22 protein-coding genes and 1 pseudogene are annotated in these 22135 nt (G+C 69.4%); 2 read left to right on the top strand and 21 right to left on the bottom strand.

The annotated features are described in order from the left end of the window. Window positions 1-10 precede the first annotated feature (10 nt). Window positions 11-481 carry a hypothetical protein gene (locus ACZ1HC_RS07760; RefSeq protein WP_472699471.1) on the bottom strand — a complete coding sequence of 157 codons (471 nt, stop codon included), beginning with the start codon at window positions 479-481 and terminating at the stop codon, window positions 11-13. On the opposite strand from ACZ1HC_RS07760, the gene ACZ1HC_RS07755 reads away from it, so the two are divergent. After that, window positions 480-983, top strand: a complete 504-nt coding sequence (locus tag ACZ1HC_RS07755; protein WP_472699470.1) for a hypothetical protein — start codon at window positions 480-482, stop codon at window positions 981-983. The two genes, ACZ1HC_RS07760 and ACZ1HC_RS07755, sit on opposite strands and share 2 nt — an antisense overlap. 37 nt (window positions 984-1020) lie before the next feature. Here the strand turns inward: ACZ1HC_RS07755 and ACZ1HC_RS07750 are convergent, their stop codons facing one another. The 9 genes and pseudogenes from ACZ1HC_RS07750 to chvE form a co-directional block, all read right to left on the bottom strand. Then, complete coding sequence (locus ACZ1HC_RS07750; RefSeq protein ID WP_472699469.1) at window positions 1021-1992, bottom strand: aldose epimerase family protein; 972 nt, start codon at window positions 1990-1992, stop codon at window positions 1021-1023. Continuing rightward, a complete protein-coding gene (locus ACZ1HC_RS07745) occupies window positions 1989-2831 on the bottom strand; it encodes an SMP-30/gluconolactonase/LRE family protein (protein WP_472699468.1) in 843 nt (280 codons plus the stop codon). The genes ACZ1HC_RS07750 and ACZ1HC_RS07745 overlap by 4 nt, the downstream gene beginning before the upstream one ends. Before the next feature lie 81 nt (window positions 2832-2912). Then, window positions 2913-4427 (bottom strand): aldehyde dehydrogenase (NADP(+)), encoded by a 1515-nt coding sequence (locus tag ACZ1HC_RS07740; protein WP_472699467.1) that lies wholly within the window; start codon window positions 4425-4427, stop codon window positions 2913-2915. A gap of 4 nt (window positions 4428-4431) precedes the next feature. Continuing rightward, window positions 4432-5349, bottom strand: a complete 918-nt coding sequence (locus ACZ1HC_RS07735; protein WP_472699466.1) for a Gfo/Idh/MocA family protein — start codon at window positions 5347-5349, stop codon at window positions 4432-4434. Continuing rightward, window positions 5349-7091 carry an L-arabinonate dehydratase gene (gene araD, locus ACZ1HC_RS07730; RefSeq protein WP_472700807.1) on the bottom strand — a complete coding sequence of 581 codons (1743 nt, stop codon included), beginning with the start codon at window positions 7089-7091 and terminating at the stop codon, window positions 5349-5351. The genes ACZ1HC_RS07735 and araD overlap by 1 nt, the downstream gene beginning before the upstream one ends. 8 nt (window positions 7092-7099) lie before the next feature. Next, a complete protein-coding gene (gene araD1, locus ACZ1HC_RS07725) occupies window positions 7100-8086 on the bottom strand; it encodes an AraD1 family protein (RefSeq protein ID WP_472699465.1) in 987 nt (328 codons plus the stop codon). A gap of 3 nt (window positions 8087-8089) precedes the next feature. Further along, window positions 8090-9295: a multiple monosaccharide ABC transporter permease gene (mmsB, locus tag ACZ1HC_RS07720; protein ID WP_472699464.1), complete on the bottom strand. Its 1206-nt coding sequence runs from the start codon at window positions 9293-9295 to the stop codon at window positions 8090-8092. 19 nt (window positions 9296-9314) lie between these two features. After that, window positions 9315-10823: pseudogene (gene mmsA / locus ACZ1HC_RS07715) on the bottom strand (multiple monosaccharide ABC transporter ATP-binding protein); the annotation flags it as partial. 49 nt (window positions 10824-10872) lie between these two features. Continuing rightward, window positions 10873-11928 (bottom strand): multiple monosaccharide ABC transporter substrate-binding protein, encoded by a 1056-nt coding sequence (gene chvE / locus ACZ1HC_RS07710; protein WP_472699463.1) that lies wholly within the window; start codon window positions 11926-11928, stop codon window positions 10873-10875. Window positions 11929-12048: 120 nt separating this feature from the next. Between chvE and ACZ1HC_RS07705 the strand changes: the two genes are divergently transcribed. Further along, window positions 12049-12993 (top strand): LysR family transcriptional regulator, encoded by a 945-nt coding sequence (locus ACZ1HC_RS07705; protein ID WP_472699462.1) that lies wholly within the window; start codon window positions 12049-12051, stop codon window positions 12991-12993. On the opposite strand, the gene ACZ1HC_RS07700 is transcribed toward ACZ1HC_RS07705, so the two are convergent. The 11 genes from ACZ1HC_RS07700 to fliF form a co-directional block, all read right to left on the bottom strand. Further along, window positions 12971-13774 (bottom strand): ABC transporter permease, encoded by an 804-nt coding sequence (locus ACZ1HC_RS07700; RefSeq protein WP_472699461.1) that lies wholly within the window; start codon window positions 13772-13774, stop codon window positions 12971-12973. The genes ACZ1HC_RS07705 and ACZ1HC_RS07700 overlap by 23 nt on opposite strands. Next, entirely contained in the window at window positions 13771-14652 is an 882-nt protein-coding gene (locus tag ACZ1HC_RS07695) for an ABC transporter permease (protein WP_472699460.1), read from the bottom strand. The genes ACZ1HC_RS07700 and ACZ1HC_RS07695 overlap by 4 nt, the downstream gene beginning before the upstream one ends. Continuing rightward, entirely contained in the window at window positions 14645-15709 is a 1065-nt protein-coding gene (locus ACZ1HC_RS07690) for an ABC transporter ATP-binding protein (RefSeq protein WP_472699459.1), read from the bottom strand. Before ACZ1HC_RS07690 ends, ACZ1HC_RS07695 begins: the two co-directional genes overlap by 8 nt. Before the next feature lie 51 nt (window positions 15710-15760). Next, complete coding sequence (locus tag ACZ1HC_RS07685; protein WP_472699458.1) at window positions 15761-16885, bottom strand: extracellular solute-binding protein; 1125 nt, start codon at window positions 16883-16885, stop codon at window positions 15761-15763. Window positions 16886-17009: 124 nt separating this feature from the next. Then, the gene (locus ACZ1HC_RS07680; RefSeq protein ID WP_472699457.1) at window positions 17010-17555 is read right to left on the bottom strand and encodes a biotin transporter BioY; all 546 of its coding nucleotides are present in this window, start codon (window positions 17553-17555) and stop codon (window positions 17010-17012) included. Between the two features lies 1 nt (window position 17556). Next, window positions 17557-18174: a CbiQ family ECF transporter T component gene (locus tag ACZ1HC_RS07675; RefSeq protein WP_472699456.1), complete on the bottom strand. Its 618-nt coding sequence runs from the start codon at window positions 18172-18174 to the stop codon at window positions 17557-17559. Beyond that, window positions 18149-18865 carry an energy-coupling factor ABC transporter ATP-binding protein gene (locus ACZ1HC_RS07670; RefSeq protein ID WP_472699455.1) on the bottom strand — a complete coding sequence of 239 codons (717 nt, stop codon included), beginning with the start codon at window positions 18863-18865 and terminating at the stop codon, window positions 18149-18151. Before ACZ1HC_RS07670 ends, ACZ1HC_RS07675 begins: the two co-directional genes overlap by 26 nt. Window positions 18866-18975: 110 nt before the next feature. Next, window positions 18976-19695 (bottom strand): flagellar type III secretion system pore protein FliP, encoded by a 720-nt coding sequence (fliP, locus tag ACZ1HC_RS07665; protein ID WP_472699454.1) that lies wholly within the window; start codon window positions 19693-19695, stop codon window positions 18976-18978. Then, entirely contained in the window at window positions 19692-19949 is a 258-nt protein-coding gene (locus ACZ1HC_RS07660; RefSeq protein WP_472699453.1) for a FliM/FliN family flagellar motor switch protein, read from the bottom strand. Before ACZ1HC_RS07660 ends, fliP begins: the two co-directional genes overlap by 4 nt. Further along, complete coding sequence (locus ACZ1HC_RS07655; RefSeq protein ID WP_472699451.1) at window positions 19937-20515, bottom strand: hypothetical protein; 579 nt, start codon at window positions 20513-20515, stop codon at window positions 19937-19939. Before ACZ1HC_RS07655 ends, ACZ1HC_RS07660 begins: the two co-directional genes overlap by 13 nt. 67 nt (window positions 20516-20582) lie before the next feature. Beyond that, window positions 20583-22082 carry a flagellar basal-body MS-ring/collar protein FliF gene (gene fliF / locus ACZ1HC_RS07650; protein WP_472699449.1) on the bottom strand — a complete coding sequence of 500 codons (1500 nt, stop codon included), beginning with the start codon at window positions 22080-22082 and terminating at the stop codon, window positions 20583-20585. Window positions 22083-22135: the final 53 nt, after the last annotated feature.

Below are 22135 nucleotides of genomic sequence, written 5' to 3'. Positions count from 1 at the left end.
CGGCCGGGCCTTACATCGTCTCGGCGGCGCGGACGGCGGCCATGCAGGCCTCCTCGTCGCCCGAGGCCAGCGCGTCGCGCGCGGCCTGGATATGAGCCTCGCGGGTCGAGGCGCCGCCTGCATCGCTGCCGGTCGCAGCGGCGCCCGTCGCACCGCCCGCGGTGCCGCCGCTTGCGGCCTGCTCGGCCGCGGTGGGCTGGCCGTTCTGCTGGGCTGCGGCATCCGCCCCCGACATGGCGACGCCTGCCTGCTGTCCGCCTTCGCCCTCCAGCGGCACATGCGAGCCGTCCTTGGCGATCCCGCCGGCATCCGCCGAGGCCGTGGCACCTGCCCCGCCCGAGGTCGTGGTGCCGGTCGAGGCCCCGCCCGTGGAGGCGGTGCCGGCGGCCCCTGCGCCTGAGGAGGCGCCGCTACCCGTCGCGCCGCTGCCCGCGGCGCCGCCCGCAGCCATGTCCGTGCCCGAACCGCCCGTGGCCGTCATGCCCGACGACCCGCTGCCGGCAGACCCTGTCGCGGCGCTGCCCGAACCGCCCGAAGACGCCATGCCGGTCGCGCTTCCGCCCGTCCCCGTCGCGCCGCCCGAACCGGCCGTTGCCGCGCCGCCCGAAGCGGTCGTCCCGGTTGCCGAACCGCCGCTGGCGGCATCCGTCGGCGCCGCGCTGGTCATGCCGGCATCGGCGGCCGTGTCCGTCGCGCTGCCGCTGGACGCGGTGCCCGAACCGCCAGAGGCGCCTTCCAGCGGCGCCAGCGATCCATCCTTGGCAATCCCCTCCGAGGCGGCGCTTCCGCTTGTCAGGCGCGCCAGTTCCGCGGCGCAATCCGCCTGTGCCGAGACCGCCGTCATCGCAAGGAACGCGCTGCCAGCCACCCAAGTGAACGTGGTCTTCATCTTATCCTCCCGGATCATGAACGCCTGCCTGCGGCGCAATCCCGCAACGCTGCCCTTCGGGCAATGTTCCCGCCCGGCCGGGCCGGTTAACTAACGTCAACTGCAGCCCCGCGATGGTGCCGGCAGCGCCGTCAGCGGCCGAACCTGTAGGCCACCCGGTGGCGGTAGATCCCGCCGGGGCGCAGGATCGGGTCGGGAAAGCCCGGCCGGTTCGGCGCATCGGGCCAGCCCTGCGTCTCGAGCGCGATCCCGCCAAAGCGCTCATGGCGCCGCCCCTCCGGGCCCGGCACCCCGTCCAGTTGCCCGCCGTCATAGACCTGCAGGCCGGGCTGGTCGGTCTCGATCTCAAGCCGGATGCCGGATCGCCCGGTCAGTTCGGCCACCACGCGCGGGGCGTCGGGACCATCCGACAGGCAGAAGTTGTGGTCGTAATCGCCCGGCGCGATCGCCCGCGCCTGCCGGAAATCGAAGCGCGTGCCGCCCACCGGCGTCGGGCCGTCCAGCGGAATCAGGTCGTCGTCCACGGGCAGGTAGCGGCCGGCCGCGACCCGCAGACGGTGACCGCGCACGTCCCCGCCGCCATCAAGGTTGAAGTAGCCGTGATGGGCCAGGTTGCAGGGCGTCGGGGCATCCGCTTCGGCGTGAAGGTCGAAGACCAGCGCCCCGTCCTGCAGCGCGATCCCGGCGCGGATCCTCAGCCTGCCCGGAAAGCCCATCTCGCCGTCCGGCAGGACCAGCGACAGGGTGGCACGGTCCTGGTGAAGCGCGTCGACCTGCCACAGGTGCCAATGCGTTCCCCGCGACCCGCCATGCAGGGTGTGGCGGTTCCTGAAGTTCGGATCGGTGCGATAGTCCCGCCCGTCCAGCGCAAAGCGCGCCCCGCCGATGCGGTTGGCGAAGCGCCCGACGATGGCCCCCATGTAAAGCCCCCGGCCCAGATAATCCGCCGGATCGGGGCATCCCAGCACCAGCGGATGATCGACGCCGTCCATCCGCAGATCCTGCACGGTGGCGCCCAGCGTCAGCACCTGCGCCGTCAGCCCGCCCCCCGCCAGGGTCAGGCGGTCCACCTTGCGCCCGTCGGGCAGCGTCCATCCGGTCACAGGATCACCTGCGGTTCGGGCAGCCCCGTCAGGTCGGTGCGCAGGCGGTAGGTCCGGCCCTGCGCGGCATCGGGATCCTCGATCCCGTCGAAGGCGGTCGTCACCAGCAGGTCGGACAGGTCCGGTCCCCCGAAGGCCGGGCACGAGGGCTGGCGGCCCTCAACGTCGAAGCGGTGGGTCTGCCGCCCGGCGGCGTCGAAGCGGATGACCGCGCCCTGTCCCCAGATCGCGCAGCAGAACCCGCCATCGGCGTCCGTCACCGCGCCGTCGGGGGACCAGCCCCGATCCGACAGGTCGAGATAGACCTGCGCCTCGCCCGCCGGCCAGCCCTGGGGGTCCAGCCCCTGCCGCCAGACGATGCCGCGGTCGGTGTCGGAATAATGCACCCTTGCCCCGTCGGGCGAAAAGCAGATCGAGTTCGGGATGGTCACCGGCGCCACCAGCCTGCGGACCTCGCCCCGGAAGAAGCGATAGATCGCGCCCATCCCGGGCTCGCCGTCGCGGCCCATGGTGCTGAACCAGAACCCGCCCTGGCGGTCGGCGCGGCCATCGTTGGATCGGGTGGCGGGATTATCGGCCTCGACCGGCGCCAGGTCGGACAGGCGGCCATCGGCCAGCGACAGGATCGCCAGCCCGGTCTCAGTAGCGACCAGCAGCCGGTCACGGTCGATCCAGCCCGCGGCCGAGGCCATCCGTTCCAGACGCCACTCCAGCGCCGACCCGTCCGCGTCCTGCGACAGAAGCCGCCGTCCCAGGATGTCGAACCAGAAGAACTGCCGGCGCGCGGGGTGCCAGAAGGCCCCCTCGCCCAGTCGGCACTGGCGGTTGTCGTGGATCATGACGCCTCCGTGGCAGGCCGCGCCTGCGGCCGTTTCAAGACACCCGTGACGGCCCGCCGCGCGGGCAGCCCGGGCCAAGGCTCAGACGCCGCGCAGATCCTCTGGCAGCAGCGCCTCGGGGATGTTCTGGTAGCTGACCGGGCGCAGGAACCGGCGGATCGCCAGGGTTCCCACGCTGGTCGCGCCGAAATTCGTCGAGGCCGGATAGGGGCCGCCGTGGACCATCGCATCCGCGACCTCGACCCCCGTGGGCCAGCCATTGGCCAGGATCCGCCCCGCCTTGCGTTCCAGCACGGGCATCAGCCGCCGCGCCAGATCCGCGTCGCCGTCATCCATGTGCAGGGTCACCGTCAACTGCCCTTCCAAGGCTTGGGCCACCTCCAGCATCTGATCCTCGTCCTGGACGGTGACGATCATCCCCATCGGGCCGAACACCTCCTCGGCCAGGCTGTGATCGCGCAGGAACGCCTCGGCGGTGATGCGATAGACCGCGGGCAGGGCGTTGCGGCCCTCGCTGGCGGCTTCGAAGACGGGCGTCGCCACGCCGGCCGCGCGGCCGACGCCTTCGCGGAAGGCCAGGGCGATGGCGTCGGTCAGCATGACCTGCGGCGACACGCCGGCCAGCGCGTCGGCGGCCGCCTTGGCGAAGGCATCGGCCAGAACGCCCCTGGGCATCACGACCAGCCCCGGATTGGTGCAGAACTGGCCCGCGCCCATGGTCAGGCTGCCCACCCAGCCCTCGGCGATCCGCGCGCCGCGCCGGGCAAGCGCCTGCGGCAGGACAAAGCCCGGGTTGATGCTGCCCAGTTCGCCGAAGAAGGGGATCGGCTCGGGGCGCGCGGCACAAAGGTCGAACAGCGCGCGTCCCCCGCGCAGGCTGCCGGTGAAGCCCACCGCCTTGATGAACGGATGTTGGACAAGCGCGGCGCCCACGGCATGGCTGTCGCCGTGGATGAAGCCGAAGACGCCCGCCGGCATCCCGGTCGCCCCGATGGCGGCGTGGATCGCCTCGGCCACGATCTCGGCGGTGCCGGGATGGGCGGGATGGCCCTTGACCACCACCGGGCAACCCGCCGCCAGCGCCGAGGCGGTGTCGCCGCCGGCGGTAGAAAAGGCCAGCGGAAAGTTCGAGGCCCCGAACACCGCCACCGGGCCGATCGGCCGCTGCATCAACCGCAGGTCGGGGCGCGGCAGGGGCTGGCGGTCGGGCAGCGCGGGATCACGGCGCCGGTCCAGATAGTCGCCCTTGCGGATGTGGTCCGCGAACAGCCGCAACTGGCCAGTGGTGCGGCCGCGTTCGCCCTGAAGCCGCGCCTCGAGCAGGCCGGTCTCGGCAGTGCCGATGGCGGTGATGGCGTCCGCGCAAGCCTCGATCTGGTCGGCGATGGCTTCAAGGAAGCGGGCGCGGTCTTCGCGCGAGGTGGCGGCATAGGCGGGGAAGGCCGCCTCGGCGGCCTCGCAGGCGCGGTTCACCAGCTCGACCGAGCCGGCGCTGAATTCATGCGCAGTCCCCTGCGCAGGAGAGGACCGGAACGTCCCCTCGCCCGCCAGCCATTCGCCTGCGACCAGATGTCTGCCATGCGGAGTGAAGGTCACTGCATCATCCTTGAAAGTGAAAATCCGCGACCGTGTTGCGCCGCCCCAGGGTGAAGGCATCGGCCACAAGCACCATGGGCGCAAGGTCCGCATAGCGGTTTCCCCCGGATACCAGCCTTGCCATGCGTGCATAGAGCGCGGGGTATTCGCCCATGATGTCGTCGGCGCCCTGGACGTGGCGGCCGTCGATCTCCAGCCGGTTGCCGCCCATGCGCAGCGCCATCCGCCCGCCGTCGGTCACGAACTCCATGTCCCAGGTCTGCGGGCCTTCCTGGCGGAAGTCGAAATCGGCGCTGATCCGTTGGCTGAACCGCAGCCGCGCGGCGATCGGGGCTTGGCGGTTCGCGGGAAAGTCCAGGTCGGCCGACAGCAGCCGCACCGGTTCGGGCAGGATTTCGGTCAGGATCGACAGGGCGTTGATGCCGGGATCGAAGACGCCCATGCCGCCGGCCTCGAAGATCCAGTCCTGGCCGGGATGCCATTTGCGCACGTCCTCGCGCCAGGTGATGCGGCCTTCCAGGATCCTGCGGCCCGCCAGCCAGTCGCGGGCGGCGGCTACCGCCTGCGCCATGCGGGAATGCCAAGTGGCAAAGATCGTGACCCCCTGCCGTTCGGCCAGATCGCACAGCGCGTGAACCTCGGCCAGGGTGGCGCCGGGGGGCTTTTCCAGCATCAGGTGGCGCCCCGCGTGCAACACCGCCTGCGCCGCGTCGAAGCGCGGCACTGGGGGCAGGCACAGGCTGACGACGCCGATATCGGGACGCGCCTCCAGCATGGCGGCGATGTCGGTGAAGGCCTCGACCCCGGCGACGGTGCCGTGGCGGCTGACGGTCGCGGCCAGATCCCAGTCCGGGCTGGCGGCGATCGCCGGCACATGCTGGTCGAGCGCGATCTTGCCGATGCCCACGAGCGCGATCTTCATCAGTGGTTGTCCCTTCCGACCGGGCTGCCCCGGCAGCCTTTCAGGAAATCCAGATCCGCGCCGGTATCTGCGCCCTCGACATGGGCCTGGTGCAGCCAGGCATAGCCGCTGGCGGGCACCGCGTGCGTGGGCCGCCAAGCCGCCAGACGCGCCGCAAGTTCCGCGTCGGCGATGTCCAGGTGCAGCCGCCGGTTCGGCACGTCCAGTTCGATCATGTCGCCGTCGCGGACCACGGCCAGCGGGCCGCCCGCCGCGGCCTCGGGGCTGGTGTGCAGGACCACCGTGCCATAGGCCGTGCCCGACATGCGGGCGTCGGAAATGCGCACCATGTCGGTGATGCCCTTGCGCAGCACCTTGGGCGGCAGGCCCATGTTGCCCACCTCGGCCATGCCGGGATAGCCCTTGGGGCCGCAGTTCTTCATCACCATCACGCAGGTTTCGTCGATGTCCAGCGACTCGTCCTCGATGCGGGCCTTGTAGTCGTCGATGTCCTCGAACACGACCGCGCGGCCGCGATGGACCAGCAGATGCGGGCTGGCCGCCGAGGGCTTCAGCACCGCGCCGTTCGGCGCCAGGTTGCCGCGCAGCACGGCGATGCCCCCCTGCGCGGTCAGCGGGCGGTCGGCGGGCAGGATCACCTCCTCGTTCCAGTTCACCACGTCGCGCACCTCGTCCCAGATGGTGCTGCCGCTGACGGTCAGGGCGTCCCTGTGCAGCAGCCCGGCTTCGCCCAGCCGCTTCAGGACGACGGGCAGGCCGCCGGCATAGAAGAACTCCTCCATCAGGTATTGCCCGGATGGCATCAGGTTGACGATGGTGGCCACGTCGCGGCCGCAGCGGTCCCAGTCGTCCAGCGTGATGTCCACGCCCACCCGGCCGGCGATGGCCAGCAGGTGGATGACGGCGTTGGTCGATCCGCCGATGGCGCCGTTGGTGCGGATGGCGTTCTCGAAGGCCGCGCGGGTCATGATGTCGCTGGGCTTGAGGTCGTCCTTGACCATCTGCACGATGCGCCGGCCCGACAGCTGCGCCATCACCCGGCGGCGCGAATCCACGGCGGGGATGGCGGCATTGCCCGACAGCGCCATGCCCAGCGCCTCGGCCATCGAGGCCATCGTCGATGCCGTTCCCATGGTGTTGCAGGTGCCGGTGGACCGCGACATCGAGGCCTCGGCTTCCAGGAACTCCTCCCGGGTCATCTCTCCGGCCTTCACGGCTTCGGAGAACCGCCACAGATGGGTGCCCGATCCCACCCGTTCGCCGCGGAAATAGCCGTTCAGCATCGGCCCGCCGGTGACCACGATCGAAGGAATGTCGGTCGAGGCTGCCCCCATCAGCAGCGAGGGCGTGGTCTTGTCGCAGCCCACCAGCAGCACCGCCCCGTCGATCGGCTGGCCGCGCATGGTTTCCTCGACCGCCAGGGCGGCCAGATTGCGAAACATCATCGCGGTCGGCCGGAAGGTGTTTTCCGAGGCCGAGAACACCGGCACCTCGACCGGAAAGCCGCCCGCCTCCCAGACGCCGGCCTTCACCTTTTCGGCCAGTTCGCGCAGATGGCCGTTGCAGGGCGTCAGATCCGCCCAGGTGTTCAGGATGCCGATGACCGGCCGGCCGTCGAACAGGTCGTGCGGCCAGCCCTGGTTCTTCATCCAGCCGCGGTGATAGATCGTGTCGCGCGAGGTGCCGCCATACCAGTGCTGGGATCGAAGCGAGCGGGGCCAGGGGGCAGGTTGGAAGGTCATGTCAATCTCTAGAGAGGGACGACGGCGACAGGATCCTCGCCGTTCTGCTGGTCGAGCGGGTTCGACAGCGGCAGCCCGAAGGCCGGCGCGTCGATCTGGAACACGTCGCCGTTCCGCGCCGTGACCCCGTCCGCGAAGGACAGGGTGGCGGTGCCCAGGAAATGCACATGCACGTCGCCGGGCTGGCGGAACAGCGCATACTTGAAGTGATGGTGTTCCAGGTTGGCAAGGCTGTGGCTCATGTTCGCCTCGCCCGACAGGAAGGGCTTTTCCCAGATGGCGCGGCCGCCGCGCAGGATCCGGCTGGTCCCCTCGACATGGTGCGGCAGATCGCCCAGCAGCATCTCGGGGCCGAAGCTGGCGGGGCGCAGCTTGGAGTGGGCCAGCCACAGATAGTTGCCGCGTTCGGTCACATGGTCGGAAAACTCGTTGGCCAGGGCAAAGCCCAGCCGGAAGGGCGTGCCGTCCGGGCCGATCAGATACAGCGCCGCGATCTCGGGCTCTTCGCCGGCGTCCAGGGCGAAGCCCGGCGAGACCAGGGGCGCCCCGGGGGCAACGGCGTTGGCGCCGTTGCCCTTCCAGAACCATTCGGGCTGGACGCCGACCGCCCCGCCCTGCGGCTTGCCGCCCTCCAGGCCCATGCGGAACATCTTCATGCTGTCGGTCAGCGCCTCGGCATCGGCTTTCGCGTGCATGGCATTGCGCGTGGCGGCGCTGCCCAGATGCGTCAGGCCGGTGCCGGTCAGGTGCAGATGCGCCGGGTCGTCGTGATCCAGCGGCAGCAGCAGGCGCCCTTCCGCCAGGGCGGCGGCCAGATCGACCGCCTCGCCCTGCCCGCGCGCCCGGACCTCGGCCTCCAGCCCGCGGCCTGCCGCGATGGCGGCCAAGGCCAGGTCGCGGGTGGACCCCGCCCCAGGCACGATCCAGGCGCTGCCGCCGTCGCGCGCGGCAACAGCCCGGTCCCCGCCGGGGCTTTTGAGTTGCGACAGGAACATGGTCTAGCCCTGCTTGGTCTTGTTGTAGACGTCGAAGATCACCGCGGCCAGCAGCACCAGCCCCTTGATGACCTGCTGGTAGTCGATGCCGATGCCCATGATCGACATGCCGTTGTTCATCACGCCCATGATGAGCGCGCCGACCACGACGCCGATGATGCGGCCCGATCCTCCCGTCATCGAGGCGCCGCCGATGAAGACCGCGGCGATCACGTCCAGTTCGAAGCCGACGCCGGCCCTGGGGGTGGCGCTGTTCAGGCGGGCGGTGACGATCATCCCCGCCAGCGAGGCCAGCACGCCCATGTTCACGAAGGTGAAGAAGACCAGCCGTTCGGTCTTGATGCCCGACAGCTTCGCCGCCTTCTCGTTCCCGCCCAGCGCATAGATGCGCCGCCCGGTGGTGGTGGATTCGGTGAAGAAGGCGTAAAGCACGACCAGCACCGACATGATGAGCAGCACGTTGGGCAGGCCGCGGAAGCTGGCCAGCTTCCAGCCCACGAACAGCAGCGCGATCACCACCACGGCGTTGCGCGCCCAGAAGAAGCCCGCCGGTTCGGGGGTGATGCCGAATTCGGCGTCCCGCGCCCGGCCCCGGATGCCGGCCCAGACGATCGCGGCGGCGGCGACCGCCACCAGGATCAGCGCGGTGTAGTTGGGCCTCTCGGTCCCGAACAGGTCGGGGATGAAGCCGGTGGACAGCGCCTGGAAGGACCGCTCGAACGGGCCGATGTTCTGGCCGCCCAGCAGCCACAGGGTCAGGCCGCGAAAGACCAGCATCCCGGCCAGCGTCACGATGAAGGACGGGATGCGCCAATAGGCGATCCAGTAGCCCTGCGCGGCGCCGATCAGCCCGCCCACGACCAGCACCATCGGGATCACCACCAGCACCGGCAGTTCGTATTGCACCAGAAGCATCGAGGCCACCGCCCCGGTGAAGGCCGCCACCGATCCCACCGACAGGTCGATATGGCCCGCCACGATCACCAGCAGCATCCCCAGCGCCATGATGATGACGTAGGAGTTCTGCAGGAACAGGTTGGTGATGTTCTGCGCCGACAGGAAATCCACGCCCTGGACGGCACGGACGATGACGAAGAAGAACAGCACGATGGCGACAAGCGCCAGCATCATGCCGTTCTCGCGCAGGTGGCTGCCCAGATGGGCGCCGATGCCCGACGCTGCGGGCTTGTTCGTTTCGGCGGTGCTCATGCGGCCTCCCCTTCATGCCGTCTTGCAGGATCAGGGCCATGATCCGTTCCTGGCTGGCCTGATCCCGGGTCAGCTCGCCGGCGATCCGGCCCTCGTTCATCACGTAGATGCGGTCGCACATGCCCAGCAGCTCGGGCATTTCCGACGAGATCATGACCACGCCGTGGCCCTGGGCCGCCAGCTCGTTCATGATGTTGTAGATCTCGAACTTGGCGCCCACGTCGATGCCGCGGGTCGGCTCGTCCAGGATCAGCACCTTGGGGTCGGTGAACAGCCACTTGGACAGCACCACCTTCTGCTGGTTGCCGCCCGACAGGTTCACGACCCGCTGGAACACGCTTGGCGTGCGGATGTTCATGGCCTGGCGATAGCGTTCCGCCACCTGCTGCTCGCGCCCGCGCGACAGCACCGCGCCCTTGGAGATGCCCTCGAGATTGGCCAGCGAGATGTTGCGCAGGATCGGCTCGTCCAGGATCAGGCCCAGGCCCTTGCGGTCCTCGGTCACATAGGCCAGCCCGGCCTCGATCGCCCGCGACACCGTGGACAGGTCGGGCTTCGCGCCCGCCAGCGTCACCTCGCCGGTGATGTCGCGGCCATAGCTGCGGCCGAACAGGCTCATGGCGAATTCGGTGCGCCCCGACCCCATCAGGCCGGCGATGCCGACGATCTCGCCCTTGCGGACGGTCATGGACACGTCGCGGATCACCTGGCGCGGCTGGTCGGGATGCATCACCGTCCAGTTGCGCACCTCCATCAGCACCTCGCCGATCTGCGGGGTCCGGTCGGGATAGCGGTGGGCCATGTCGCGGCCGACCATGTCGCGGATGATCCGGTCCTCGGTGATCTCGTCCCGGGTCAGCGTCGAGACGGTCGATCCGTCGCGGATCACCGTCACGCGGTCGGCGACGCGGCGGATCTCGTTCAGCTTGTGGCTGATGATGATCTGGGTGACGCCCTGGGACTTCAGCTCCAGCATCAGGTCCAGAAGCTTCTGACTGTCGTTTTCCTGAAGCGCCGCGGTCGGTTCGTCCAGGATCAGCAGGCGCACGTTCTTGGCCAGCGCCTTGGCGATTTCCACAAGCTGCTGCTTGCCCACGCCCAGGCTCTCGACCCGGGTGGTGGGGGCCTCGGTCAGGCCGACCTTGCGCAGAAGCGCCTCGGTCTTCTGGTAGGCCAAGGGCCAGTTGATGACCCCGCCCCGGGCGACCTCGTTGCCCAGAAACAGGTTCTCGGCCACCGACAGCAGCGGCACCAGCGCCAGTTCCTGGTGGATGATGACGATGCCAGCCTGTTCGCTGTCGCGGATGTCGCGGAAGCGGGCGGGCCTGCCGTCATAGAGGATCTCGCCCTCGTAGCTGCCGTGGGGATAGACGCCCGACAGCACCTTCATCAGCGTGGACTTGCCGGCGCCGTTCTCGCCGCAGATGGCGTGGATCTCGCCCTCGCGGACCGACAGGTTCACGTTGTTCAGGGCCTTGACGCCGGGAAAGGTCTTGGTGATGCCCTGCATTTCCAGGATGGCGGTCATCGCGTTCCTCCGCGGGATGCGGCCCCGGACGCGCCGGGGCCAGCAGGGGTCACTGCAGCTGGTCTTCGGTATAGTAGCCCGAATCGATCAGCACCTCGCGCCAGTTCTCCTTGGTCACCGGCACCGGCTCCAGCAGATACGAGGGCACGACCTTCACGCCGTTGTCGTAGGTCTCGGTGTCGTTGATCTCGGGCTCGGTGCCCTTCAGGACGGCATCGACCATGCCCACGGTGACGCGGGCCAGTTCGCGGGTGTCCTTGAAGATGGTCGAATACTGCTCGCCCGCCTCGATGGACTTCACCGACTGGACCTCGGCGTCCTGGCCGGTCACGATCGGCATCGGAAGGTCGCCCGAGCCGTAGCCCACGCCCTTCAGCGACGACAGGATCCCGATCGACAGCCCGTCATAGGGCGACAGAACCCCGTGGACCTGCTTGTCGGCATAGTTCGAGGACAGAAGGTTGTCCATCCGCGCCTGCGCCACCGCCGGATCCCAGCGCAGCGTGCCCACGGTTTCCATTCCCGTCTGGCCCGACCCGATGACGATCGACCCGTCGTCGATCAGCGGTTGCAGGACCGACATCGCCCCGTCATAGAAGAAGAAGGCGTTGTTGTCGTCGGGGCTGCCGCCGAAGAGTTCGACGTTCCAGGGCTTCACGTCGGGAAAGCGTTCCTTCAGCCCCTCGACCAGCGTATTCGCCTGCTGCACGCCGACCTGGAAGTTGTCGAAGGTCGCGTAATAGTCCACGTGTTCCGAACCGCGGATCAGGCGGTCGTAGGCGATCACCTTGATGTCCGAGGCGGCGGCGTTTTCCAGGGCGTTCGACAGGGTCGTGCCGTCGATGGCGGCGATCACCAGGACATCGACGCCCTTGGTGATCATGTTCTCGACCTGGGCCAGCTGGTTCGGGATGTCATCCTCGGCATATTGCAGGTCGGTCTCGTAGCCGGCCTCCTGCAGCTGCTTGACCATGTTGTTGCCGTCGTCGATCCAGCGGGCCGACGATTTGGTGGGCATGGCGATGCCGATGGTCTCGGCCATGGCGCCGGTCGCAAGCCACGAGACTCCGATCGCCAGCGCGACCGCAGCGGTTTTGAACGTCATCATTATCCTCCCTGCGCGCGGCCGCACGGGCCGCGAATCCTTCAAAGGTCAGAAAGCTCTAGCGCAGGCCGCGGATGCCGGTAAAATGATAAAATCCGCAAGCCGCATAACGAATCCGGTATGTCCTTCCGCGCCTTGAAGCCCGCCCAGCTTCGGCTGGTCCACGAGATCGCCCTGCACGGGCAGTTGCAGCGGGCGGCGGAATCGCTGGCCATGACCCAGCCCGCCGCGTCCCGGATGCTGGCCGAGGCCGAGCGCCAGATCGGCGCGGCGCTGTTTTTGCGCCAGCCCAAGGGAATGGAGCCGACCGAGATCGGAACCACCGTGCTGCGCCGCGCCCGCGTCATCCTGCGCGAGATGGCCAGCATCGAATCCGACGTGCGCGCGCTGCGGGGCGGCCATGCCGGGTCGGTGCGGGTGGGGGCGGTCACGGGGCCTGCGATCAGCTATCTTGTCAGCGCGATCCGCAGCATCAAGGAAGAAAGCCCGGGCGCCGACATCACCGTGGACGTGATGCCCTCGCGCGATCTGCTGCTGCACCTTGCGGCCGGAGAGATGGACTTCGTGCTGGGCCGGATCCTGCCGGATTTCGACAGCGACAGCTTCAACATCCTGCCCATGGCCGACGAGAAGGTGGCGCTGATGGCGCGCGCCGGCCATCCGCTGGCCCGGGCGCGGCTGGTCACGCTTACCGAACTGGTGGGACAGGAATGGATCATGCAGCAGCGCGGCGCCCCCATCCGCGAGGCGACGCTGGCGGCCTTTGCCGGGGTCGGGCTGTCGGAACCCGACAACATCCTCAACAGCCCGTCGCTGTTGCTGACCATCGCCTATCTGTCGCAGTCGGATGCCGTCACGCCGGTGTCGCGCGAGGTTGCCGAACTGCTGATCGGCCCGCCGGTGAAGGCGGCCTTCACCATCCTTCCTACCCCGCAGCCGATCCGCGTGGCGCCCTATTTCCTGCTGGATCTGAAGCGCCGGCCCCTGTCGCCGCTGGCCAAGCGGCTGCGCGACCGGGTGGCGCAGATGTCGCGCAGCCCGATCAGGAACGCGGCCGTGCTGTGACCTGCCTGCGCCGGGCGATTTCCCAGGCGACGGCGCCGACCACCGTGGCGGCGATGATGACCAGGGCCAGGGCGTTGACGGCGGGCGTCAACCCCGTGCGGACCTTGGTGGCGATGAACACCGTCAGCGGCGTCTCGAACCCGCGCACGAACAGGGTGGTGTTGTAGTTCTCGACCGACTGCAGGATCGCAAGCCCCCCCGATGCCAGCAGCGCGGGCCGCAGGAAGGGCAGCAGGACGCGGCGGAACACCATCACCCGGGATGCGCCGAGGCCCAGGGCCGCTTCCTCTTGCGTGCGGTCGAAGCGCTGCAGCCGCGCCATCACCATCAGCATGACATAGCAGATGATGAAGGTCGTCTGCGCCACCACGATCAGCGCGATGCCGCCGCCGACGCCCACCTGCCGCCACAGGATCAGCGTGGAGATCCCGATCACCACCCCCGGCGTCAGCAGCGGCGAGACCATCACCGCATAGGCCAGGCTGCGCGCCCGCGCGTGCAGCGTCGTCAGCACCAGGGCGGCGGCGGTGCCCACCGGCAGCGCCACCAGCACCACCAGCACCGCGACGACGGCCGAGGTCCACAGCGCCTGCCACATCGCCCCATCCGCCCACATCGCGGAAAACCAGTCCAGCGTCGTGCCCTGCCAGGGGATCACGGTGGGAAAGCGGCTTTCGTTGAAGGCTGCGGCCGACATGACCACCAGCGGCGCGAACAGGTAAAGGACGAAGGCCAGCAGATATAGCAGGAACAGGCCGCGAAAGATCCGTTCCGCGGTCATTTCGCCACATCCGTCAGGTTCACCCGGAACAGCCGCAGCGTGACCAGCACCACCGCCAGGCACAGCACCAGCAGCGTCAGCGCATAGGCCGCGCCCCGGTTCCAGTCGCCGCCCTCGAAGAACCAGTTGTAGATGATCTCGGTGAACCAGCGGCTGCCGGGGCTGCCCAGAAGTGCGGGCGCGACATAGGATCCGGCGGCCAGCATGAAGGTGAAGACGCAGCCCGTGGCGATGCCGGCCTTGGCGTGCGGGATCACGACGCGGCGGTGGGTGCGGATGGTCCCCGCGCCCAGATCCCGTGCCGCCTCGAGCTGCGCCCGGTCGAGGGATTCGACGGCGTTGTAGATCGGCAGCAGCATGAACAGGATATAGGCATAGACCATGCCCGCCAGCACCCCGCCATCGCCCTGCCAGCGGACCGGCGCCTCGATCAGGCCGAGGTTCAGCAGCACCGCGTTCAGCGGGCCGCGATAGGCCAGCAGGATGAACCAGGCCAGCGTGCGCAGCACCTCGTTGATGAAGAAGGGGATGATGACCAGCATCAGCGCGACCGACAGCTGGCCGGGCGTGGCGCGCTGCGCCATCCAGAAGGCGATGGGATAGCAGACCACCAGCGTCAGCGCGGCGACCAGCGCGCTGGCCCAGATGGTCTTGAGGAAGATCGCCCGATGCACGCCCTCGTTCGCCAGATACAGGAAGTTGTCCAGCGACCGCGCGTCCCGCGGCCCGCCCAGGTCCGCCGGCGGCAGGTTCGGGCGCAGGGCATAGTCGATCATCATCAGGTTCGGCGCCAGCACCATCGCCGCCAGCCAGATCAGCACCAGCGCCAGGAAGACCGCTGCCAGCCCGCCCCCGAAGCGCGCGTAAAGATCACGCATCCGCCAGCACCACCGCATGTTCCGGCGCGAAGAAGAAGCTGGCCTCGGTTCCCGGCGCCGGCGCGTCCGCCAGCCGGGTCGACGGGATCGCTGCGGCCAGCGACGCGCCATCGGGGAACCGGCCGTGGAGCAGGGCGAAGGCCCCCTCGAAATCCATGCGGCTGACATGGGCGCGCAGGGTGTTGGCGCCCGTGCCCGGCACCAGCGCCTCGGGCCGGACATACAGGGTCGCCTCCTGCCCGATCGCCAGGCGGCGGCCGGCGCGGCCGTGCAGCGGCCCAAGCGCGGTATCCACGCGGGCGATGCCGTCGCCGATGGCGCCGATCCGGCCGGCGATGGCGTTGGTTTCCCCCACGAAGCGGGCCACGAAAGGGGTGGCGGGGTTGTCGTAAAGCTGGCGCGGGGTGGCGACCTGCTGCAACAGGCCCTCGGACATCACCGCCACGCGGTCGGACATGGCCAGGGCCTCGGACTGGTCGTGGGTGATGTAGATGAAGGTGACGCCGGTGCGCTTCTGAAGGGCGCGCAGTTCCGCCCGCATGTGCTGGCGCAGCTTCAGGTCCAGCGCCGACAGCGGCTCGTCCAGCAGCAGGACGCCGGGTTCCACGGCCAGCGCGCGGGCGATGGCGACGCGCTGGCGCTGGCCGCCCGACAACTCGCCCGGCATCCGGTCGCCGTATCCCTCCAGCGCGATCAGGCGCAGCAGATCGTCGGCGCGCTTGCGACGCTGGGCCTTGCCCATGCCGCGCGCCTCAAGTCCGAAGGCGATGTTTTCCCAGACCGGCATCAGCGGGAACAGCGCCAGCGACTGGAAGATCATCGCCGTCGGCCGCTGGTTCGGCCCCAGCCCGCGCATGTCGCGCCCGCCGATCAGCACGCGCCCCTCGGTCGGTTCCAGAAAGCCGGCGATCATGCGCAGGATGGTGGTCTTGCCGCAGCCCGACGGCCCGAGGATCGAGAAGAACTCGCCCGCCTGGACGGCAAGGGTCACGTCGCTGACCGCGCGTGTCGAACCGAAAACCATCCCGATCCCGTCAAGCTCGACCGAATGCGACATCCATCCCCCGTCGTGTCATGGGCAGGGGTTGCCCCCCTGCCCCCGGTTTCATCAGGCCGACAGGAAGCGGTCCTGATATTCGTTGCGCTTGGTGATGTACCAGCTTTCCTGGATCGGCCACCACCACAGCTTCTCCAGCGCGTCGCCCGGATAGGCGGCGGCGAAGAAGGCCTTCGCCTCGTCCGACAGCAGGTCGGCGGATCCCACGGCGGTCGAGTTGATCGAGGTCGCGTTCGTGTACATCGCCCCGGCCTCGGGGGTCAGGAACCAGTTGATGAAGGCATAGGCGTTGTCCAGGTTCTCGGCGCCCGCCGGGATCGACAGGCCCTCCATCCAGGCCAGCGCGCCTTCCCGGGGGGCGATGAAGCCTACCGGCAGCCCTTCCCTGGACAGCGCGGCGGCGGTCGAATCCCAGGTCTGGCCGATGGCCGCGCCGTTGACGCGGAAGGCGCCCTGGGCCTCATTCTCGTTGTTCCAGAACTGGATGATGTTGCCCTTGCGGGCCACCGCCTCGGCCAGGATCACGTCGAAGATCTCGGTCTGCGCCTCGGGCGAGGCGAAGGCATCCCGCAGCGGGCGGGGCAGCTTGCCCTCGGCCTCCAGCCACAGGCCCAGCCCCACCAGCGCGGAATGGGCGCGCACCGTGGCCTTGCCCTCCGCAGCCTCGCCCCAGATGTCGCCATAGGAGGCGCTGCCATATTCCAGCGGCATCTGGTCGCGGTCGAAGGCCACCGCCTCGGTGCCCCAGTCGGTCGGGACCTGATAGCGCTTGCCATCCACCACCGCCCCCAGGCCGGTCGAATTTTCCCAAGCCGAGGGCAGCACCTTCGCCACCTCGATCTTCGATTCGTCCAGGGGCTGAACCAGGCCGAACTCGACATAGTTGGGCACCCGGTCCACGGTCGGCCAGATCAGGTCGAAGCCCGCGCCGTTGTTGGCGCGCAGCTGGTTCAGCAGTTCGTCATTGGTGCCGTAGGGCGTGTAGTTCGGCCTGATGCCGGTGGCCTTTTCGAAGGCGCCCAGGATCTCGTCGTTGAGATAGCCGGCCCAGGCGAAGATGTTCACCGTGCCCGCGCCCTGCGCAAAGCCGGGCCGCGCCACCAGCGGCGCGGCCAGCGCCAGCCCCGCGGCGGCACCCGCCCCCTTCAGAAGCCCGCGGCGATCGAATCTGTTCATATGTCATCCCCCGGTTGCGCAGCCGGCCGGGTCTGGCCCGCGGCGGCATGATCCATGGCGGCAAGCATATCCATGCCGCATGACAGGTCAAAGACCGTTCTGATGCTGCTGGGAAAATGCCGTCCTAGGGGCGGGACAACAGGCTGGACGGGCGGGATCGGGCCAGGGCCTGCGTGATGAGCCCCGTCAGCACCGCCTTGATCAGATCGCCCGGAAGGAAGGCCGTGACCAGGACCGCGCATTCGGCCAGCGTCTTGTCCAGCGCGATCGACATGCCGACGATGCCGAAGGCATACATCACCAGGATGCCCCCGATCACCGAGGCCAGCGTCACCGTCACCGCCAAGGGGGCGCCTCGCCAGCGTTCCACGATCAGCCCGATCACGAAAGCCGCGACGGGCCAGCCCAGGAAAAAGCCCGAGGTCGGCGCGACGAAGGCGCCAAGGCCGCCGCGCCCGCCCGCCAGCAGCGGCAGGCCCAGCGCCACAAGGGCCATGAACAGCAGCACCGCAAGGGCCCCGCGCCGGGCGCCAAGGATCGCGCCTGCAAGCATCACGCCCATGCTCTGCGCGGTAATCGGCACGCCGAAGGCCAGGGTCAGGCTGGGGATCAGCCCCAGGGCGGCGATCAGGGCCGCGAACAGCGCGACCCGGGTGATGTTGCGTTCCATGTCAGTCTCTCCCATCGACAGGGGGCACGATCCCGCCCCGCGCCCGCAGAGCTTCGGCCACATGATCGGCGTCGTCCAGTGCCAAGGCGGCCATCGGCATGACGATCCGCCAGCCGGGCCGCCGGCGCGACCGCGCCCGCCAGGACATCGCCAGGCGCTGACCGTTCTCGACCAGCATCGGGGTGAAGCGCAGCACCATCGCGATGGCCAGTTCCACCGCCCGCGTGGACAGGCCCAGGCGGCGCAGCGGCGCCAGCAGGCAGGTCAGCACCGCGATCATGTCGGTCAGCCGCGTCGTCATGGTCACGAAATTCGCCAGCGCAAGCGCGGCCAGAAGCCGCAGCGCGATCGCGAGCCCCGCCATGAGTTGTCCTGTCGCCCCGTGCCAGACGGCGATCAGCAGCAGGAAGGGCCACAGCATCCGCAGATGGCGCAGCCCCTGGGCCGCGAAGACCGGGCCCGCCGACAGATACAGCGCCGCAGCCGCCAGCGCCGCAGCCGCCAGCATCGGCGGGTCCAGCAGGAACAGCCCGGCCGTCGCCGCCGACAGCGCCAGAAGCTTGGCGCCCGCCGGAAGCCGATGGGCCCAGGTCTCAACCGGCGAGGTGAGCGAGATCATCCATCCCTCCCCATTCCAGCATCCGCGCCTCGAAGTCGGGCAGCACGCTGCCGGGCGGGCCATCCGCCAGCAGCCGCCCCCCTTCCAGCCACAGGATCCGGTCGAAGCCGCGCAGGTGCGCGGGATCGTGCGTGACCATGACCACCTGCGCCTCGATGCCTTCCAGATGGCGCATCAGCTGCATCCGCGTCGGAATGTCGAGGCCCGAGAAGGGCTCGTCCATCACGATCACCCGCGGCCGCATCGCCAGGACCGAGATCAGGCACACCAGCTGCTTCTGTCCCTGCGACAGGCTGTGCGTCGCGGCCCCTGCCCAATGCGCCTTGCCGAACCGCTGCAGGACCGCCCGCGCCTCGTCCAGGGCCGCGTCGGGGCGCCGCCCCTGCTGGGCCAGACCGAAGGCCACCTCCTCGATCACGGTGGGAAAGATGATCTGGTGGTCCGGGCTCTGGAAGATGATCCCGACGGTCGAGAGCGCCGCGCGGCGGTCCCGGGCCATGTCGAGGCCGCCGATCCGGGCCTGGCCCTCGTCCGGTTCGACCAGCCCCGCGATCACCCGCGCCAGCGTCGTCTTGCCCGAGCCGTTGCGCCCGACGATGCCCAGCCGCGCCTGAGGCAGGCTGGCCGTGATACCCTGCAGGACGCGGCGTCCTGCCAGGCTGACGCCGACGCCGCGCAACTCCACGCTCATCCCGCGGCGGTCCCCGGATGCTGCCCCGATCGTGATGCCATGTGCCAAGGCCCCCTTCGCCCGAGCCCGGATCTGCCCCGGATGGGCGGGCGACGCAACGCCCGAAGCGCCTATTGATAGCTGCGCACCAGGGCCCCGGCGATCATCGACCAGCCATCCACGGCGACGAAGAAGGCCAGCTTGAACGGCAGCGACACCACGACCGGAGGCACCATCATCATGCCCATCGACATCAGCACCGCCGACACCACCAGGTCGATGATCAGGAAGGGCAGCGCGATCAGGAAGCCGATCTCGAAGGCCCGCTGGACCTCGGACAGCATGAAGGAGGGGATCAGGACCGACAGCTGCGTGCTGCGGTCGCCCGTGCCGGGGGCGATCTCGGCCAGCCCCGCCAGCGTGTCGGGATCGGTGCGGGCGGCCATGAAGTCCTGAAAGGGCACGATGCCGCGCCGGATCGCCTCGCCCAGGGTGATGGAGCCGTCCTGCAGCGGCGCGCCGGCGACCGCCCAGGCCTCGCGCAGGACCGGGTCCATGACGAACCAGGTCAGGAACAGGGCCAGGCTGACGATCAGCATGTTCGGCGGCGAGGACTGCAGGCCGATCGACTGGCGCAGGATCGACAGCACGGTGACGATGAAGGGAAAGCAGGTCACCATGATCGCGATGCCCGGCGCCAGCGAAAGCGCCGTCAGCGCCACCACCAGCAGCACGGCGTTCTGGCCGAGGCTCTGGCCCACCTGCTCAGCCAAAGGGCCGAAGGCATCCTGGGCCGAGGCGGCGACCGGCAGCACCGCCAGCGCCGCGGCCAGGGCGGCGCGACGGATCATGCGGCGCCGGCGGCGGGCAGGATGCGGACGCACAGCCGGTCCTCGGCCGTGGCATCGGTGGTCAGCTCTCCGCGGGCGATGACCTTGTCGCCCACGCAGATCTCGACGCCCTCCTCGACGGACTGCTCCAGCAACAGGATGTCGTCGGCCCGCAGCGCGGAAAGCTGCGCCACGGTCTGGCGGGTCCGGCCCAGCCGCACCGTCACCTCGACCTGGATGGCGTCGGTGTCGATCAGGTGGTTCAATGCGTCCATGATGCTGCCCCGTTTTCGCTGATTTCAGTCACAAGCGCGCGGATGTCATCGGCCACGCGCGCCGGATCCAGTTCGATCCGCCCGCCGTGAAGCGACAGCGAGATCCGCTCTGCCTCGCTCTCGGTCACCTCGATCCCCTCGAGGCCGGTTTCGGCAAGGCAGCGATCGACCATGGCGCGCAGCGACGGCCCGCAGGCGATGCTGGCGCGCAACGGCCGGCTTTGGCGCGACAGCCGGACAAGTTCCTCGGTCAATGCGGCCTCGAGCCGGCGGGATTCGGCGGCGGGCGCCAGGCAATCCAGGATCTGCGCCAGAACGGGCGCCAGGGCCTCGACCGCCTCGCGCCGCAGGTCGGCACGGCGGGCCTCGTCCTCGGCCAGGGCGCCGGCCAGGCGGTCAAGCCCGGCATTGAGGGTGCGGACCTGTTCCTCGTGCTGGCGCGCCCGGCCTTCGGCCACGCCGTCGGCAAACGCCTGATCCAGGGCCTCGCGGGTGAAGGACAGGGCCGCGCCCTGCGCCGCCACCGCGGCGCCGAAGGATTCGAGTTTGAATGCGGCGAGGGTCAATGCGCGTTCTCCTTGTTGTCGATCCAGCCGGTCAGGATCTTGACGCTTTCGTCATGGCGTTCCTTCATCATGCTGCGCAGCCGCGCCACCGGGTCGCCGGGCGGCAGCGCCAGCTGTTCGGTCGCCCGGGGGCCGCGGCGGGCTGGGGCTGCGCGGCATCGGGCAGAACCTCGGCCTCGGGCAGGATGGTGCCGGTCAGGGCCGGCCCGTCCAGCATCGGGCGGCTGTCGTCCAGAGCGGGACGGGCGCGGCCCTTCAGGACCGGGCGCAGCACCAGCAAGACCACCGCCAGCGCGAAGATCCCGATCAGCAGGATCCGGGCCAGGCCGTTCAGTTCCAGGCGGTCCATCCAGCCGGGCGCTGCGGCGGTTCCGGCATCGCCCAGCCCCGCGAAGGGCAGGGACCTGACGGTGATCTGGTCGCCGCGCGCCTCGTCGTAGCCCACGGCCGAGGCGACCAGATCGCGCAGGACATCCAGTTCGCCCTGGTTTCGCGGCACCATCTGGACCTCGCCCTGGGCGTTTTCCTGCGGCACGCCGTTGACCAGGACCGCGACCGTCAGCCGACGGGTCGATCCCGGCTGGCGGGACACCTCGCGGGTGACGCGGGTGACTTCGTAATTGGCCTGCTGGCGCGTCTCCTGCCGGTTCGCCTCGGAGCGGTCGCCCTGGGCCTGTTCGCCGTCGGGCAGGTTCGAGGCCGCGGTGACCGCGCCGCTTCCCGTGGAGTTGCTCTGGTCGGTGGTTTCCTCGGTCACCTGGGAAATCAGCGCGCGGCTGTCGGGATCGAAGCGCTGCTCGGTCAGCATCTCGGTTTCCGTCACCACGTCCAGGTTCAGTTCGACGATGGCGTTGCCGATGCCCACATGGGGCTCCAGGATGCGCTCGACGTTGCGCTTCATCTCGGCCGCGCGGTCGGCGCCGGGCTCCTCCTCGCCCGAGGCGATGATGCCGTTGCGGGTGTCGATCACCGTGACGGCGTCCGGCGTCATCCCCGGCACCCCCGACGAGATCAGGTATTTCAGCGCCGCCGCCTGGTCACGGCTTACGCCCTGGCCGTTGGTGCCGATGGTCACCGAGGCGCTGGCCTGCCCGTCGCGGCGGTATCCGCGCCCGCTGTCGATCGCCAGATGGACCCGCGCCGTCTTGACGTTGGGCAGGGCCAGGATGGTGCGGGCCAGTTCGCCCTCCTTGGCGCGCCAGTAGGCGGCGTCGAACATCTGCGATGTGGTGCCAAAGCCCGACATGCCGTCCAGCAGCTCGTATCCCGCCCCGCCCGCGGCGGGCAGCCCCTGCGAGGCCAGCTCCATGCGCAGCCTGTCGCGGCTGGCGGCATCGACCCAGATCGAATCGCCCCGCACCTCGTAGGGCACGCCGGCGCGTTCGATCCCCGCCACCACCTCGCCCGCCTGCGCGGCATCCAGCCCGCCGTAAAGCAGGCTCATCGACGGCCGGTTCGCCACCCAGGCAAAGCCCGCGATGGCCAGAAATGTGGTCAGAAACGCCGCCACCAGGACGGCTTTCTGCTGAGAGCTTCGCTCTGTCCAGTAGTCCTGCAGTTTTTGCAAAACCGGCCCTTTCGAATCAGCGTCAGGTTCCTTTGTCCCGTTGTTGATGCCAC

The organism is Paracoccus sp. BR5-17, assembly GCF_055693925.1.
This window is presented reverse-complemented; position numbering and strand designations above follow the sequence as displayed.

Coding starts and splice junctions, on each gene's coding strand:
- ACZ1HC_RS07690 (WP_472699459.1), bottom strand. CDS start 15,709: ATGTCGCATTCGGTCGAGCTTGACGGGATCGGGATGGTTTTCGGTTCG.
- ACZ1HC_RS07675 (WP_472699456.1), bottom strand. CDS start 18,174: ATGATCTCGCTCACCTCGCCGGTTGAGACCTGGGCCCATCGGCTTCCG.
- araD1 (WP_472699465.1), bottom strand. CDS start 8,086: ATGTTCCTGTCGCAACTCAAAAGCCCCGGCGGGGACCGGGCTGTTGCC.
- ACZ1HC_RS07735 (WP_472699466.1), bottom strand. CDS start 5,349: ATGAAGATCGCGCTCGTGGGCATCGGCAAGATCGCGCTCGACCAGCAT.
- ACZ1HC_RS07760 (WP_472699471.1), bottom strand. CDS start 481: ATGACGGCCACGGGCGGTTCGGGCACGGACATGGCTGCGGGCGGCGCC.
- ACZ1HC_RS07705 (WP_472699462.1), top strand. CDS start 12,049: ATGTCCTTCCGCGCCTTGAAGCCCGCCCAGCTTCGGCTGGTCCACGAG.
- fliP (WP_472699454.1), bottom strand. CDS start 19,695: ATGATCCGTCGCGCCGCCCTGGCCGCGGCGCTGGCGGTGCTGCCGGTC.
- ACZ1HC_RS07700 (WP_472699461.1), bottom strand. CDS start 13,774: ATGACCGCGGAACGGATCTTTCGCGGCCTGTTCCTGCTATATCTGCTG.
- araD (WP_472700807.1), bottom strand. CDS start 7,091: ATGACCTTCCAACCTGCCCCCTGGCCCCGCTCGCTTCGATCCCAGCAC.
- ACZ1HC_RS07755 (WP_472699470.1), top strand. CDS start 480: ATGCCCGACGACCCGCTGCCGGCAGACCCTGTCGCGGCGCTGCCCGAA.
- mmsB (WP_472699464.1), bottom strand. CDS start 9,295: ATGAGCACCGCCGAAACGAACAAGCCCGCAGCGTCGGGCATCGGCGCC.
- ACZ1HC_RS07660 (WP_472699453.1), bottom strand. CDS start 19,949: ATGGACGCATTGAACCACCTGATCGACACCGACGCCATCCAGGTCGAG.
- ACZ1HC_RS07745 (WP_472699468.1), bottom strand. CDS start 2,831: ATGATCCACGACAACCGCCAGTGCCGACTGGGCGAGGGGGCCTTCTGG.
- ACZ1HC_RS07685 (WP_472699458.1), bottom strand. CDS start 16,885: ATGAACAGATTCGATCGCCGCGGGCTTCTGAAGGGGGCGGGTGCCGCC.
- chvE (WP_472699463.1), bottom strand. CDS start 11,928: ATGACGTTCAAAACCGCTGCGGTCGCGCTGGCGATCGGAGTCTCGTGG.
- ACZ1HC_RS07670 (WP_472699455.1), bottom strand. CDS start 18,865: ATGAGCGTGGAGTTGCGCGGCGTCGGCGTCAGCCTGGCAGGACGCCGC.
- ACZ1HC_RS07680 (WP_472699457.1), bottom strand. CDS start 17,555: ATGGAACGCAACATCACCCGGGTCGCGCTGTTCGCGGCCCTGATCGCC.
- ACZ1HC_RS07695 (WP_472699460.1), bottom strand. CDS start 14,652: ATGCGTGATCTTTACGCGCGCTTCGGGGGCGGGCTGGCAGCGGTCTTC.